We start from the raw sequence: 14,730 nt of genomic DNA, 5'->3' as shown, positions 1-14,730 counted from the left end.
CCCAGGTCAGAACCCTCCGCGGTGCAGCCGCTCCCCGTAGTGGCGCTCCAGGACGAGGTTGCGCTCGAAGCCGCCTGGGACGTTGGCCGAGACGTACACCGGTGCCTGGTGGCCCTCGGCGGTCATCAGGCCGACGGCCTCGGCGACGGTCATCTGGACGAGCATGGCCGAGGTGATCGTGGAGATCCCGCACAGCGACCCGCCGTCGGGCAGCGGGAGCAGCGCGTCACCCATCGGCGCCCCGTTGTCCAGCACGACGTCGGCTACGTCGGCCAGGTGCTTGCCGCTGGCGTGCAGCGCCGGGACGGAACGGGTGTGCTGCAGCGAGGTGAGGGCGATCAGCGGGTGGCCCGCCTCCTTCACGTGCAGGGCGAAGTCGACGATCGAGTTGTTGACGCCGGAGTTGGAGATCACGACGAAGACGTCCCGCGGATGCGGGGCGGCCAGCTCGTACAGCCGCTTGCCGAGCCCCGGCGACCGCTCCAGCAGCGGGTCCGAGAGCACCGCGAGGTCTTCGCCGCCGCGGGCCACCAGGTCCGACAGTCCGATGCGGTTGGTGGGGATCAGCCCGCCGGCACGTCCGGCGATCTCCAGCGCCGTGGCCTGCGAGTGGCCGGTCCCGAAGGCCTGGACGATGCCGTCCGCGGCGACGCAGTCGGCCAGCAGCCGGGCGGCGGCGGCCACGGAGTCCTTGTTGGCGGCGACCACACGGTCGATGACCGTCCTCGCCTCGTCGGCGAACCGTGCAGCGGTGGTCGTCACGTCGTCGGCCATGGCCGATTCCCCCTGAGTCCAGTGATCCGGTGGGTACTCCTCCGAAACGATGGACGAGAGGTCTAGTCCACGTCAATCCCCAGACGGGGGTGTCCTGTCGGGACCGTCCGAACCGTCCGAACCGTCCGGTTCGCTCCCGCTCAGTCCCCGTTCACCCGCAGCCGGGCCAGCGCCAGCGCACCCGCGCCGCCGTCGCGCACCGGCAGCACGTCCAGGTCCATCTCCTCGGCACGGGCCACGATCCGGCCGAGCAGCGGTCCCGTCGGCCCCAGCAGCCCGCCCGTGACGACCAGGGGTTCGCCCGGCCGCGGGTCCAGCGCGGCGACGGTGGCGGCCAGTTCGTCGGCGGCGTCGTCCAGCAGGGCTCCGGCGACCTCGTCGCCGTCCCGGTCGGCGGCGACGGCGAGCGGACTCAACCTGGCCAGCCTGACCGGGGGTTCGGCGTACACCAGCGGCACCAGACGGTTGCGCAGCACGTGGCACTCGTGGCCGCCGGGGCGTTCCTGCGCGAGGTACGGACCCCCGGGGGAGCCCATGTAGTGGGAGAGCACGGCCTCGACCAGGATCGTCCACGGCCCGCGCCCGTCCAGCGCGCGCAGAGCGGCCCGCATGACCTCGCGGCCCAGCCAGAAGCCGCTGCCCTCGTCACCGACCAGCCAGCCGTTGCCGTCCGCGACGAGGGTCTGGTTGCGCTTCTCGATCCGCGCGGCCACGGCTCCGGTCCCGGCGACCAGCGCCAGTCCGTCCGCGGGCGTGCCCGGCGCGGAGGCGAAGGCGACCTCGATGTCACCGCAGACCGTCACCTCGGGCGCGCCGACGCCGTGGCTGTCGAGCGCCGCCCGCAGACAGGAGATGGCCAGTTCGTGCCCCGTCTCGGGGCCGGTGCCGAGCGCCGCGCCGGCGAAGCCGCCCACGACGGTCGTGACCTCGCCCCTGCGGTCCTCCGGGACCGCGCCGCGGATGGCGTCCGCGAGGTGCTGCGTCAGCGCCACGCGTTCTACGGTCATCGCGTTGCCGGGCCCGCCCTCACCCTCGCCGAGCACCACGCCGTCGGGCGCTGCCTCGGCCAGGTAGGCGCGCGTCCGGGTTCCGCCCGCATCGATGCCGATCACCAGAGACACGACACGGAGTATACGTTCCGGTTACGCACTGAAGGGACGCGACGGGCCCGGTCCGCGAAAGAAGGGTCTTCCTTGCGGGTCGGGCCCGTGGAGCATCAGCCGGTACGGCTCAGATCTCGCCGCGCAGCTTGGCCAGCGCCTCGGCGAGGATCGCCTCGCCGTCGGCCGCGCTGCGCCGCTCCCGCACGTACGCCAGGTGCGTCTTGTACGGCTCGGTGCGCGGCGGCGCAGGTGGGTTCTCCTCGTCCTGGCCCGCCGGGAAGCCGCAGCGCGGGCAGTCCCAGTGTTCGGGAATCTGCGCGTCGCTCGCGAAACTCGGCCGGGTCTCGTGCCCGTTGGAGCACCAGAAGGAGATGCGGAGGCGCGGCGCGGACTCGCCCCGCTCGGCCTCTCCCATCGGCCCCGCCCCGACCCGACTACCACGGATCGCGTTGCCACTTGCCACGGTCGTAACTCCCTGCGTGATGGTGCTGCGAGGTCGCCCAGTTTACGGAGACCGGTTCACCCCGCGCCTGCGGGGAAAGGGCACCGTATCCCATGGCGCCCTCCCATGATAAGTCGCGCCAACGACGAGGCGTCAGTTCTCCCCGGAAGCCGGGGACTCGGTCACTTCTGGAACTTCAGCAGAAGCCCGAGAGTGACAATGCAGGCAAACCACAACAGACCGATGACAACCGTGATCCGGTCGAGGTTGCGCTCGGCCACCGAGGAACCTCCGACGGACGACTGCATGCCGCCACCGAACATGTCGGACAGACCGCCGCCCTTGCCCTTGTGCATCAGCACGAGCAGCAACAGCAGCAGGCTGAAGATGATGAGGGCGATGGAGAACCCGATGACCACAGCTGGACCAACTCTCTCGGTGACCTAGGACGACGCGGGGGCCGGGCCGCTGCCGCGCAGCGCTCCGACCCCCGACAGAGTACTTCGGGCAGGGCCCGACAGCCTACTGCCGCAGAACTTACTGGTCGCGGAAGCGGATGATCTTGACGAACTCCTCCGAGTCCAACGCGGCACCGCCGACCAGGGCGCCGTCCACGTCCGGCTGCGCCATGATCGCCGCGATGTTGCCGGCCTTGACCGAGCCGCCGTACTGGATGCGGATCGCGTCGGCCACCTCCTGGCCGTACAGCTCGGCCAGCCGGCCGCGGATCGCTCCGCAGACCTCCTGGGCGTCCTCGGGGGTGGCGACCTCGCCGGTGCCGATGGCCCACACCGGCTCGTAGGCGACGACCAAGGTCGTGGCCTGCTCGGCCGGGATGTCCTTGAGGGCGCCGTCGACCTGGGCGAGGGTGTACGCCACCTGCTCGCCGGCCTTGCGGACGTCCAGACCCTCGCCGACGCAGACGATCGGCGTCAGCTCGTGCCGGAACGCCGCCTTGACCTTGGCGTTCACCTGCTCGTCGGTCTCGTGGTGGTACTGCCTGCGCTCCGAGTGGCCGATGACCACGTACGAGCACTTCAGCTTGGCCAGCATCGGGCCGGAGATCTCACCGGTGTAGGCGCCGGAGTCGTGCGCCGACAGGTCCTGGGCACCGTACTTGATCTTCAGCTTGTCGGCCTCGATCAGGGTCTGCACACCCCGGAGGTCGGTGAAGGGCGGCAGCACGACGGCCTCGACGGCGTCGAAGTCCTTGTCGTTGAGCGCGAAGGCGAGCTTCTGGACGTGGGCGATGGCCTCGAGGTGGTTGAGGTTCATCTTCCAGTTGCCCGCCATGATCGGCGTGCGCGAGGTCATCGGGTCAGTCCTCCAGTGCGGCGAGGCCGGGGAGCGTCTTGCCCTCGAGGTATTCGAGGCTCGCGCCACCACCGGTCGAGATGTGGCCGAAAGCGTTCTCGTCGAAGCCCAGGATGCGGACGGCCGCGGCCGAGTCGCCGCCTCCGACCACGGTGAACGCCGGGCTGTCGATCAGCGCCTGGGCGATGGCGCGGGTGCCCTCGGCGTAGTCGGGGTGCTCGAAGACGCCCATCGGGCCGTTCCAGAAGACGGTGGCCGCGTCGGCGAGCTTCGAGGCGAAGAGCTTGCGGGACTCCGGACCGATGTCCAGGCCCTGCACGTCGGCGGGGATGGCATCGACTCCGACGACCAGCGGGTTGGTGTCGACCGGGTTCTTCAGGTCCGGGAAGGACGGGGCGGCGGCGACGTCCACGGGCAGCACGAACTCCACGCCCTTGGCCTTCGCGCGCTCCAGGTACTCGGTGACCGCGGGGACCTGGTCCTCCTGCAGCAGGCTGTTGCCCACCTCGTGGCCCTGGGCCTTGAGGAAGGTGTAGACCATGCCGCCGCCGATCAGGATCCGGTCGGCGCGCTCCAGCAGGTGGTCGATGACCCCCAGCTTGTCGGAGACCTTCGCGCCGCCCAGCACCACCGCGTACGGACGGGACACCTCGTCGGTGAGCTTCCTCAGCACCGCGACCTCGGTGGCGATCAGCAGGCCCGCGGCGTGCGGCAGCCGGGCCGGGAGGTCGTAGACGGAGGCGTGCTTGCGGTGCACCGCGCCGAAGCCGTCGCCGACGTACAGCTCGGCCAGCGCGGCCAGCTGCTCCGCGAAGGCACCGCGCTCGGCGTCGTCCTTGCTGGTCTCGCCCGGGTTGAAGCGCAGGTTCTCCAGCAACGCCACCGAGCCGTCGGTGAGGGAGTCCACCGTCGCGCGGGCGCTCTCGCCGACCGTGTCGGTCGCGAAGGCCACCTGCGTGCCGAGGAGTTCACCCAGGCGCGCCGCGACGGGGGCGAGCGAGAACTGCGGGTCGGGCGCGCCCTTGGGACGGCCCAGGTGGGAGGCGACGATCACCTTGGCGCCGGCCTCGGCCAGCTTGGCGATGGTCGGCACGACGGCGCGGATGCGGCCGTCGTCGGTGATGGTGGTGCCGGACAGCGGCACGTTGAGGTCGGCGCGCACGAACACGCGCTTGCCGCCGACCCCCTCGTCGACGAGTTCGTCGATCGTCTTCATGGTGAAGGCTCCCCTGCCTTGGTCCTGACTGGGTCGAATCGCTCGGACCGCCACCTCATGGGACAGGGTCCGGACGACGGCACGTCGTTCGGACCCTGTCCTCATCGCATGACGGGAGGTCGAGCGGGTGTCAGAGCTGGTCGCCGACGAACACGGTCAGGTCGACGAGACGGTTGGAGTAGCCCCACTCGTTGTCGTACCAGCCGATGACCTTGACCTGCTTGCCCTGCGCCATGGTCAGCGAGGAGTCAAAGGTGCAGGAGGCCGGCCAGTTGACGATGTCCGAGGAGACGATCGGGTCCTCGGTGTACTCCAGGATGCCCTTGAGCTGGCCCTCGGCGGCCTTCTGGAAGGCGGCGTTGACCTCGTCCTTGGTGACCTCGCGCTCCAGCTCGATGACCAGGTCGGTCACGGAGCCGGTCGGGACCGGGACGCGCATCGCGATGCCGTCGAGCTTGCCCTTGAGCTGCGGCAGGACCAGCGCGGTGGCCTTCGCGGCACCCGTCGAGGTCGGGATGATGTTCTCGGCGGCGGCGCGGGCGCGACGCAGGTCCTTGTGCGGGAAGTCAAGGATGCGCTGGTCGTTGGTGTACGCGTGCACGGTCGTCATCAGACCCTTGACGATGCCGAAGTTCTCGTCGAGGACCTTCGCCATCGGCGCCACACAGTTGGTCGTGCAGGACGCGTTGGAGATGATGTTGTGCTTCGCCGGGTCGTACTTCTCGTTGTTGACGCCCATCACGATGGTGATGTCCTCGTCGGAGGCCGGCGCCGAGATGATGACCTTCTTGGCGCCGCCGTCGAGGTGCTTCTTGGCGTCGGCGGCCTTGGTGAAGATGCCGGTCGACTCGATCACGATGTCGACGCCGAGCTCGCCCCACGGGATGTCGGCGGGGTTGCGCTCGGACAGCACCTTGATGGTGTGGCCGTCGACGGTGATGGAGTCCGCCGTGTGGGACACCTCGGCCTTGAGGCGGCCGAGGATCGTGTCGTACTTGAGCAGGTGCGCGGTGGTGGCCGTGTCACCCAGGTCGTTGACAGCCACGATCTCGATGTCCGCACCCTGCTCCAGGGCGGCACGGAAGAAGTTTCGACCGATGCGACCAAAGCCGTTGATGCCTACGCGGATCGTCACGAACCGATCTCCTCGCTGGTGTGCCGGAGGCCATTTCGCTCCGGCTGCGACGTATTGGGATGTCCCCGACCAAGGACGACCCTACCTCCCCGGGCACCTGGCGGTGACATCGGCGCCACGGGTGCCCGCCGTACGGACCGGTAACCGGACGGGGCGGGCGGGCCGCGCCGGGCTCAGCCCACCATCTCCTCGGTCAGGTTGGACTCGGTGCCCGGGACGCCGAGGTCCGAGGCGCGCTTGTCGGCCATCGCCAGCAGACGGCGGATCCGGCCCGCCACCGCGTCCTTGGTGAGCGGCGGTTCGGCGAGCGAGCCCAGCTCCTCCAGCGAGGCCTGCTTGTGGTCCATGCGCAGCCGGCCGGCGGCCGCGAGGTGCTCGGGCACGTCGTCGCCGAGGATCTCCAGCGCCCGCTGCACGCGCGCGCCCGCCGCGACCGCGGCACGGGCCGAGCGCCGCAGGTTGGCGTCGTCGAAGTTGGCGAGCCGGTTGGCGGTGGCGCGCACCTCGCGCCGCATCCGCCGCTCCTCCCACGCCAGCACCGACTCGTGCGCGCCGAGCCGCGTCAACAGCGCGCCGATGGCATCACCGTCACGGACGACCACGCGGTCGACGTTCCGCACCTCGCGCGCCTTCGCCGCGATCTGCAGCCGGCGGGCGGCACCGACCAGGGCGAGCGCCGCCTCGGGACCGGGGCAGGTGACCTCCAGCGACGAGGAACGGCCCGGCTCGGTCAGCGAGCCGTGGGCCAGGAACGCACCGCGCCAGGCGGCCTCGGCGTCGCAGGTGGCCCCGGACACGACCTGCGGGGGCAGACCGCGGATGGGACGGCCGCGGCCGTCCACCAGACCCGTCTGGCGGGCCAGCTGGTCACCGCCGGCGACCACCCGTACGACGTACCGGCTGCCGCGGCGCAGCCCGCCGGGCGCCATGACCACCAGGTCGGAGGAGTGCCCGAAGATCTCCAGGATGTCCTTGCGCAGCCTGCGCGCGGCGATTCCGGTGTCCAGCTCCGCCTCGATCACGATGCGTCCGCTGACCAGGTGCAGTCCGCCCGCGAACCTCAGGATCGCCGAGACCTCCGCCTTGCGGCAGCAGGTCCGGGTGACGGGGAGCCGGGAGATCTCGTCCTTCACCGCTGCCGTCATCGCCATGGGCCGATCCTTCCATGCATACGAAAAATCCGGTCGAACGCGGCGGCCAGCAGTTCCGGATCGTGCCGCGGCCCGTCGGGGGCGGCGACCCGGGCCAGTTCCACCGTGCCCGACAAACGCTCGGCTGCCTGTATGAGGCTGTCGCGGTCGAGTACGGCGGCCTCGTCGGCCAGCACCACGTCGATGGTGAGTTTAGGGGCGTGTCGGGCCAAAACCTCCAAGTGACGCTGCGGAGAAAAGCCCTCGGTCTCACCCGGTTGCGGCGCGAGGTTGAGCGCGAGCACCTTGCGGGCCCTCGTCTCCATGAGCGCGGACACCAGATCGGGCACCAGCAGGTGGGGCATCACGGAGGAGAACCAGGAACCGGGCCCGAGCACCACCCAGTCCGCGTCGAGCACGGACTGCACCGCCTCGGGGACGGCCGGCGGGTCGTGCGGCACCAGTTGAACCTCCTGCACCTCACCGGGGGTGAGGGCGACGGTGGCCTGGCCGTGCACGGTCGTGACCTCGTCCGGCTCCTCCGGGTCGTGGCCGCGGACCGTGGCGGTGAGCTCCAGCGGCACCGCCGACATGGGCAGCACCCTGCCGTGCGCACCGAGCAGCCGGCCCACCCACTCCAGTGCCGCCACGGGGTCGCCGAGCTGCTCCCAGAGCGCGACGATCAGCAGGTTCCCCACGGCGTGGCCGTGCAGTTCCCCCTCGCTGACGAAGCGGTGCTGGACGACCTGGGACCAGGTCCGGCCCCACTCGTCGTCGCCGCACAGCGCGGCCAGCGCCTTGCGCAGGTCGCCGGGCGGCAGCACCCCCATCTCCTGGCGCAGACGGCCGCTGGAGCCGCCGTCGTCGGCGACCGTGACCACGGCCGTCAGATCCTGGGTGATGCGGCGCAGGGCGGAGAGGGAGGCGGACAGTCCGTGCCCGCCTCCCAGTGCCACGACTTTGGGGGTGACCCCACTGCGCCCTGCCGACCGGCGCAAGCGCCGAGTCGTCCTGATCACTCGCGCCCCATGTCCCGGTGGACGACCACCGTCTCCACTCCGTCGGCGGACAGCCGCGCGGCGAGCCGCTCGGACATGGCGACGCTGCGGTGCTTGCCACCGGTGCAGCCGACCGCGATGGTCACGTAGCGCTTGCCCTCGCGGCGGTAGCCGGCGTTGACGATGTGCAGCAACTCGGCGTAGCGGTCGAGGAACTCCTTGGCGCCAGGCTGGTTGAACACATAGGTGGCGACCTCGTCGTTCAGACCCGTGTACGGCCGCAGCTCCGGCACCCAGTGCGGGTTGGGCAGGAAGCGGCAGTCCGCGACCAGGTCGGCGTCGACGGGGAGGCCGTACTTGAAGCCGAAGGACATGACGGTGGCCCGCAGCTCCGGCTCCTCCTCGCCGGCGAACTGGGCGTCCATCTTGGCCCGCAGCTCGTGGACGTTGAGGCTGGAGGTGTCGATCACCAGGTCGGCGTCGCCGCGCAGCTCGCTCAGCAGCTCCCGTTCCTTGGCGATGCCGTCGACGATCCGGCCGTCGCCCTGCAGCGGGTGCGGGCGGCGCACCGACTCGAAGCGGCGCACCAGCGTCTCGTCGGATGCCTCGAGGAAGAGCACCCGGCGCTTGACTCCCTTGGAGTCCAGGTCCGCCAGGGACTCGCGGAGGTTGTCGAAGAAGCGCCGGCCGCGGACGTCCACGACCACCGCGATCCGTGCCACGTTGCCCTGGGAGCGGGCGCCGAGGTCGACCATGGTGGGGATGAGGGCCGGCGGCAGGTTGTCCACCACGAACCAGCCGAGGTCCTCCAGGCATTTGGCCGCATGGCTGCGCCCGGCACCCGACATGCCCGAGATGATCACGAGTTCGGGGATGGCCTCGGCAGCCTCGCCCGCTCCTCCGGTCGTCACCTGTGCTCCGCCTCCGTCGTTCGCGTTCATGAGCTGTTTCCCCGTTCCGTGGGGACGGTCACCGGACCGGCCGTCCCCTCTTCCTCAATGATCTCTCCTGTGGCGGTGTTCACCGCCGGTCCGGCGGGGGCGGCCCCGGCCAGCGCGGCGAGCACGGCCTCGGCGGTGCGCCGGCCGACGCCGGGGACCTCGCAGATCTGCTCGACCGTCGCCGCCCGCAGCCGCTTGAGCGAGCCGAAGTGCTTCAGCAGCGCCTGACGGCGGCTCTCGCCGAGGCCCGGCACCGAGTCCAGGGCGCCGGCCCTCATCGACTTGGAGCGCTTGTTGCGCTGGTAGGCGATGGCGAAGCGGTGGGCCTCGTCACGGACCCGCTGCAGCAGGTACAGGCCCTCGCTGGTGCGCGGCAGGATGACCGGGTCGTCCTCGCCGGGCAGCCAGACCTCCTCCAGGCGCTTGGCCAGGCCGCACACGGCCACGTCCTCGACGCCGAGCTCCTGCAGCGCCCGCTGGGCGGCGGCGACCTGCGGCTGCCCGCCGTCGACGACGACCAGCTGCGGCGGGTAGGCGAACCTGCGCGGCCTGCCCGTGTCCGGGTCGATGGGTCCGCCGGCGACCTCGCCGCCGCTCCCCGGGCCGACGCCCTCGCCGTCGCCGTCGACCCACTCGCCGGTCTTCTGCTTCTCCAGCAGGTAGCGGCGGAAGCGCCGGGAGACCACCTCGTGCATCGACCGGACGTCGTCCTGGCCGGCGAAGCTCTTGATCTGGAAGCGGCGGTACTCGCTCTTGCGGGCCAGCCCGTCCTCGAAGACCACCATCGAGGCGACGACGTCGTCACCCTGGAGGTGGGAGATGTCGAAGCACTCGATGCGCAGCGGTGCCGAGTCCAGGTCCAGCGCCTCGGCGATCTCCTCCAGCGCGCGGGAGCGCGTGGTGAGGTCGGAGGCGCGCCGGGTCTTGTGCAGCACCAGCGCCTGCTGGGCGTTGCGCTGCACGGTGGCCATGAGGTCCTTCTTGTCGCCTCGCTGCGGTATCCGCAGGCTCACCTGCGAGCCGCGGCGCTCGGTGAGCCACTGCTGCACCGGCTCGCACGGGTCGGGCAGCGCGGGCACCAGCACCTCCTTGGGCACCCCTTCGCCGCGCTCCTCGCCGTAGAGCTGCTGCAGGGCGTGCTCGACCAGCTCGGCGGTGCCGACCTCCTCGACCCGGTCGGTGACCCAGCCGCGCTGACCGCGCACCCGGCCGTCGCGGACGTGGAAGATCTGGACGGCGGCCTCCAACTCGTCCTCGGCGACGGCGATCAGATCGGCATCGGTGGCGTCGGCGAGGACGACCGCGTTCTTCTCCATGGCGCGCTTGAGCGCCTCGATGTCGTCGCGCAGCCGGGCCGCCTTCTCGTACTCCATCGCCGCGGCCGCGTCCCTCATCTGCTGCTCCAGGCGGCGCAGGTAGGTGCCGGTGCGGCCGGCCATGAAGTCGCAGAACTCCTCGGCCAGTTCGCGGTGCTCCTCGGCGCTGACCCGGCCGACGCAGGGTGCCGAGCACTTGCCGATGTAGCCCAGCAGGCAGGGCCGGCCGATCTGCGCGGAGCGCTTGAACACCCCGGCGGAACAGGTGCGCACGGGGAAGACCCGCAGCAGCAGGTCCACGGTCTCGCGGATCGCCCAGGCGTGCGCGTAGGGGCCGAAGTAGCGCACGCCCTTGCGCTTGGGGCCGCGCATCACCTGGACGCGGGGGAACTCCTCGTTCATGGTGACGGCGAGCGAGGGGTAGCTCTTGTCGTCCCGGTACTTCACGTTGAAGCGCGGGTCGAACTCCTTGATCCAGGAGTACTCCAGCTGCAGCGCCTCGACCTCGGTGGTCACCACCGTCCATTCCACGGAGGCGGCGGTGGTGACCATCGTGCGGGTGCGCTGGTGCAGGTTTGCGAGGTCCTGGAAGTACGAGGAGAGCCGCTGGCGCAGGCTCTTCGCCTTCCCGACGTAGATCACCCGGCCGTGCTGGTCCCGGAACTTGTACACCCCGGGAGAGTCCGGAATCTGTCCCGGCTTGGGGCGGTAGCTGGAGGGATCGGCCATGCCCCCACCCTACTGATTGACGGTGACATTCCCGCCGTCTCAGGCCCCGGTCACGGCGACGAGCTTGCCGTCCTCGACCTGGACGTCGACCTTGGTCAGCGGCTTGGTCGCGGGTCCGGTGCGGACGGCGCCGGTGGCGGCGTCGAAGACGCTTCCGTGGCAGGGGCAGGACAGTGCGGTGCCCTCCACCTTGTCGCAGGTGCAGCCCTGGTGGGTGCACACGGCGCTGAAGGCCTGGTAGGTGCCCTGAGTGGGCTGCGCGACGACGATCCTGGCCTCGCGGTAGAGCTTGGCGCCGCCGACCGGGACCTCGGTGGCCGCGCCCAGCTCGATCGGGCCGTCGGAGACCGTCGTGCCGGAACCACCGCAGGCGGTGAGGCCGACCCCGGCGACTCCGGCGAGGGCCGCACCCTTCAGGACGGTACGGCGGCAGGGGGGCAGGGCGGTGGTGTCGGCCATGAGGGACTCCGCTTCGGCACGTAAGGAAAAGAGCTTGAAAGCTGCACCTTACGTGCCGAAACTCTGAGCCTGCCGTCAGGCCTTCGTCGCGGCCCGCTTCCGCGGGGCGGCCCGCTTCTTTGCCGGGGCGGGCGGGGCGTCGGAGATCCGCTCGGCGCCCAGGATGTCCCTGAGGAACTTGCCGGTGTGGCTGGCGCCCACCCCCGCGACCTGCTCGGGGGTGCCCTCGGCGATCACCAGACCGCCGCCGCTGCCGCCCTCGGGACCCATGTCGATGACCCAGTCGGCCGTCTTGATCACATCGAGGTTGTGCTCGATGACGATCACGGTGTTGCCCTTCTCGACCAGCCCGGAGAGCACCTTGATCAGCTTGCTGATGTCCTCGAAGTGCAGACCCGTGGTGGGCTCGTCCAGCACGTAGACCGTGCGGCCGGTGGAGCGCTTCTGCAGCTCGGAGGCGAGCTTCACACGCTGCGCCTCACCACCGGACAGGGTCGTGGCGGACTGGCCCAGCCGGACGTACCCCAGCCCGACCTCGGTGAGGGTGCGCAGGTGCCGGGCGATCGTCGGGACGGCCTCGAAGAAGTCCAGCGCCTCGGAGATCGGCATGTCCAGGACCTCGGCGATGGACTTGCCCTTGTAGTGGACCTCCAGGGTCTCCCGGTTGTACCGGGCACCGTGGCAGACCTCGCACGGCACATAGACGTCCGGGAGGAAGTTCATCTCGATCTTGATGGTGCCGTCGCCGGAGCAGTTCTCGCAGCGGCCGCCCTTGACGTTGAAGGAGAAGCGGCCCGGCAGATAGCCGCGCACCTTCGCCTCCATGGTCTCCGCGAAGAGCCTGCGGACGTGGTCGAAGACACCCGTGTACGTGGCCGGGTTGGACCGCGGGGTGCGGCCGATCGGCGACTGGTCGACGTGGACCACCTTGTCGACCAGATCGTCCCCGTCGACCCGGGTGTGCCGGCCCGGGACGCCCCGGGCGCCGTTCAGCTCACGGGCCAGGTGTGTGTAGAGGATGTCGTTGACCAGGGTGGACTTCCCGGAGCCGGAGACCCCGGTGACCGCCGAGAAGACACCCAGCGGGAAGGACACGTCGATGTCCCGCAGGTTGTTCTCCCGGGCGCCGTGCACGGTCAGCCGGCGCTCCCCGTCGACCGGGCGGCGCGTCTCCGGGATCGGGATCTGCCGCTTGCCCGCCAGATACTGGCCGGTCAGCGACTCCTTGTTGCGCAGCAGCTCCTTGAGCGAACCGCTGTGCACCACATTGCCGCCGTGCTCGCCCGCGCCCGGCCCGATGTCCACGACCCAGTCGGAGGTCTTGATGGTGTCCTCGTCGTGCTCCACCACGATCAGGGTGTTGCCGAGGTCGCGCAGCCGCACCAGGGTCTCGATGAGCCGGTGGTTGTCCCGCTGGTGGAGGCCGATCGACGGCTCGTCCAGCACATAGAGCACGCCCACCAGGCCCGAGCCGATCTGCGTCGCCAGCCGGATGCGCTGGGCCTCGCCGCCGGAGAGCGTGCCGGCCGCGCGGTTGAGCGACAGATAGTCCAGACCGACGTCGACCAGGAAGCGCAGCCGCTCGTTGACCTCCTTGAGCACCCGCTCGGCAATGGTCTTCTCGCGTGCGCTCAGCTTCATGCCGCGCAGGAACTCCGCGCAGTCGCTGATGGACATCGCGGCGACCTCGGCGATGGACTTCCCCTGGACGGTGACCGCCAGCACGATCGGCTTGAGGCGGGTGCCCTCACAGGTGGGGCAGGGCACCTCGCGCATGTACCCCTCGAAGCGCTCACGGCTGGAGTCGCTCTCGGACTCCGCGTGCCGGCGCCGGACGAAGGGGATCGCACCCTCGAAGGAGGTGGTGTACGAGCGCTCGCGCCCGTAGCGGTTCCGGTAGCGCACCGCGATCTGCGTCTTGTGGCCGTTGAGCAGGGCCTTCTTCGCGCGCTGCGGCAGCCCCGCCCAGGGGATGTCGGTGCGGAAGCCCAGTTCGTCGGCGAGCGCGCCGATCAGGCGCTGGAAGTAGTCCCGGGTGTGGCCGAGCGACCAGGGGGCGATGGCGCCCTCGTCGAGGGACTTGTCCTCGTCGGGGATGATCAGCTCCGGGTCGACCTCCATGCGGGTGCCGATGCCGGTGCACTCCGGGCAGGCGCCGAAGGGCGAGTTGAAGGAGAAGGAGCGGGGCTCCAGCTCCTCGAACGACAGGTCGTCGTACGGGCAGTAGAGGTGCTCGGAGAACATCCGCTCGCGCTGCGGGTCGTCCTCGGGGAGGTCGACGAAGTCCAGGATCACCATGCCGCCGGAGAGGCCCAGGGCGGTCTCGATCGAGTCCGTCAGCCGGCGCTTGGCGCTCTCCTTGACGGTGAGGCGGTCGACGACCACCTCGATGGTGTGCTTCTCCTGCTTCTTCAGCTTCGGCGGCTCGGTCAGCTGGACGGTCGCGCCGTCCACCCGGGCCCGGCTGTAGCCCTTGGTCTGCAGGTCGGAGAAGAGGTCGACGAACTCGCCCTTGCGCTCGCGCACCAGCGGCGAGAGCACCTGGAAGCGGGAACCCTCCTCCAGCTCGAGCACCCGGTCCACGATCGCCTGGGGCGACTGCCGGGAGATGGGCCGGCCGCACTCGGGGCAGTGCGGCTTGCCGATGCGGGCGAAGAGCAGGCGGAGGTAGTCGTAGACCTCGGTGATCGTGCCGACCGTCGAGCGCGGGTTGCGCGAGGTGGACTTCTGGTCGATCGAGACCGCGGGCGACAGGCCCTCGATGAAGTCGACGTCCGGCTTGTCCATCTGGCCCAGGAACTGCCGTGCGTACGAGGAGAGGGACTCCACGTAGCGTCGCTGGCCCTCGGCGAAGATCGTGTCGAACGCCAGGGAGGACTTGCCCGACCCCGAGAGGCCGGTGAACACGATGAGCGAGTCCCGTGGCAGGTCGAGCGAGACGTTCTTCAGATTGTGCTCGCGAGCGCCACGGACGGTGAGACGATCGGCCACGCCAGTGCGCACCTTTCAAAAGACAGACAAAGGGACAGCACCCCCAGACAGCCTAAACGGGGCGCCGACGAGTTTTCTTCCGGTTACGACGAGAGCGAGCCTATAGCACGCACATTCGATTTCCGGCATCGGTGCGGCAGCTTCACCCGAACGAGTGTCCCGCGCTAGCGTCTCCGCTGGAG

General features: G+C 70.3%; 13 protein-coding genes. All 13 read right to left on the bottom strand.

Translation table 11 applies throughout. The features are described 5' to 3' along the window. Positions 1–6: 6 nt before the first annotated feature. Positions 7–774, bottom strand: coding sequence for an SIS domain-containing protein (locus OIE69_RS29620; protein ID WP_326576961.1), 768 nt, complete (start codon positions 772–774; stop codon positions 7–9). A 140-nt stretch (positions 775–914) separates the two neighbouring features. After that, a complete protein-coding gene (locus OIE69_RS29615; protein ID WP_326576960.1) occupies positions 915–1,895 on the bottom strand; it encodes an N-acetylglucosamine kinase in 981 nt (326 codons plus the stop codon). 109 nt (positions 1,896–2,004) lie between these two features. After that, the gene (locus tag OIE69_RS29610) at positions 2,005–2,340 is read right to left on the bottom strand and encodes an RNA polymerase-binding protein RbpA (RefSeq protein ID WP_078619730.1); all 336 of its coding nucleotides are present in this window, start codon (positions 2,338–2,340) and stop codon (positions 2,005–2,007) included. 161 nt (positions 2,341–2,501) lie between these two features. Continuing rightward, positions 2,502–2,738 (bottom strand): preprotein translocase subunit SecG, encoded by a 237-nt coding sequence (gene secG / locus OIE69_RS29605; RefSeq protein WP_326576958.1) that lies wholly within the window; start codon positions 2,736–2,738, stop codon positions 2,502–2,504. Between the two features lie 118 nt (positions 2,739–2,856). After that, positions 2,857–3,633 (bottom strand): triose-phosphate isomerase, encoded by a 777-nt coding sequence (tpiA, locus tag OIE69_RS29600; protein ID WP_326576956.1) that lies wholly within the window; start codon positions 3,631–3,633, stop codon positions 2,857–2,859. A gap of 4 nt (positions 3,634–3,637) precedes the next feature. Next, positions 3,638–4,849 (bottom strand): phosphoglycerate kinase, encoded by a 1,212-nt coding sequence (locus OIE69_RS29595; protein ID WP_326576954.1) that lies wholly within the window; start codon positions 4,847–4,849, stop codon positions 3,638–3,640. A 130-nt stretch (positions 4,850–4,979) separates the two neighbouring features. Further along, a complete protein-coding gene (gene gap, locus OIE69_RS29590; RefSeq protein ID WP_089222012.1) occupies positions 4,980–5,984 on the bottom strand; it encodes a type I glyceraldehyde-3-phosphate dehydrogenase in 1,005 nt (334 codons plus the stop codon). Between the two features lie 173 nt (positions 5,985–6,157). Continuing rightward, positions 6,158–7,135 (bottom strand): DNA-binding protein WhiA, encoded by a 978-nt coding sequence (whiA, locus tag OIE69_RS29585; RefSeq protein ID WP_018557248.1) that lies wholly within the window; start codon positions 7,133–7,135, stop codon positions 6,158–6,160. Beyond that, complete coding sequence (locus tag OIE69_RS29580) at positions 7,126–8,133, bottom strand: gluconeogenesis factor YvcK family protein (RefSeq protein WP_392567583.1); 1,008 nt, start codon at positions 8,131–8,133, stop codon at positions 7,126–7,128. The genes whiA and OIE69_RS29580 overlap by 10 nt, the downstream gene beginning before the upstream one ends. Continuing rightward, complete coding sequence (gene rapZ, locus OIE69_RS29575; RefSeq protein ID WP_018557246.1) at positions 8,130–9,053, bottom strand: RNase adapter RapZ; 924 nt, start codon at positions 9,051–9,053, stop codon at positions 8,130–8,132. Before rapZ ends, OIE69_RS29580 begins: the two co-directional genes overlap by 4 nt. Beyond that, positions 9,050–11,098, bottom strand: coding sequence for an excinuclease ABC subunit UvrC (uvrC, locus tag OIE69_RS29570; protein WP_326576951.1), 2,049 nt, complete (start codon positions 11,096–11,098; stop codon positions 9,050–9,052). The genes rapZ and uvrC overlap by 4 nt, the downstream gene beginning before the upstream one ends. A 39-nt stretch (positions 11,099–11,137) precedes the next feature. Continuing rightward, entirely contained in the window at positions 11,138–11,557 is a 420-nt protein-coding gene (locus OIE69_RS29565) for a Rieske (2Fe-2S) protein (RefSeq protein WP_326576950.1), read from the bottom strand. 75 nt (positions 11,558–11,632) lie between these two features. After that, positions 11,633–14,548: an excinuclease ABC subunit UvrA gene (uvrA, locus tag OIE69_RS29560; protein WP_326576949.1), complete on the bottom strand. Its 2,916-nt coding sequence runs from the start codon at positions 14,546–14,548 to the stop codon at positions 11,633–11,635. Positions 14,549–14,730 lie beyond the last annotated feature (182 nt).

Origin of the sequence: Actinacidiphila glaucinigra (assembly GCF_035918135.1) — a bacterium.
In the GTDB taxonomy this organism is placed as follows: domain Bacteria; phylum Actinomycetota; class Actinomycetes; order Streptomycetales; family Streptomycetaceae; genus Actinacidiphila; species Actinacidiphila glaucinigra.
Note: the sequence above shows the minus strand (reverse complement) of the source record. Positions and strands in the feature narration are given on the sequence as shown.

Coding starts and splice junctions, on each gene's coding strand:
- OIE69_RS29620 (WP_326576961.1), bottom strand. CDS start 774: ATGGCCGACGACGTGACGACCACCGCTGCACGGTTCGCCGACGAGGCG.
- tpiA (WP_326576956.1), bottom strand. CDS start 3,633: ATGACCTCGCGCACGCCGATCATGGCGGGCAACTGGAAGATGAACCTC.
- OIE69_RS29595 (WP_326576954.1), bottom strand. CDS start 4,849: ATGAAGACGATCGACGAACTCGTCGACGAGGGGGTCGGCGGCAAGCGC.
- whiA (WP_018557248.1), bottom strand. CDS start 7,135: ATGGCGATGACGGCAGCGGTGAAGGACGAGATCTCCCGGCTCCCCGTC.
- rapZ (WP_018557246.1), bottom strand. CDS start 9,053: ATGAACGCGAACGACGGAGGCGGAGCACAGGTGACGACCGGAGGAGCG.
- uvrC (WP_326576951.1), bottom strand. CDS start 11,098: ATGGCCGATCCCTCCAGCTACCGCCCCAAGCCGGGACAGATTCCGGAC.
- OIE69_RS29565 (WP_326576950.1), bottom strand. CDS start 11,557: ATGGCCGACACCACCGCCCTGCCCCCCTGCCGCCGTACCGTCCTGAAG.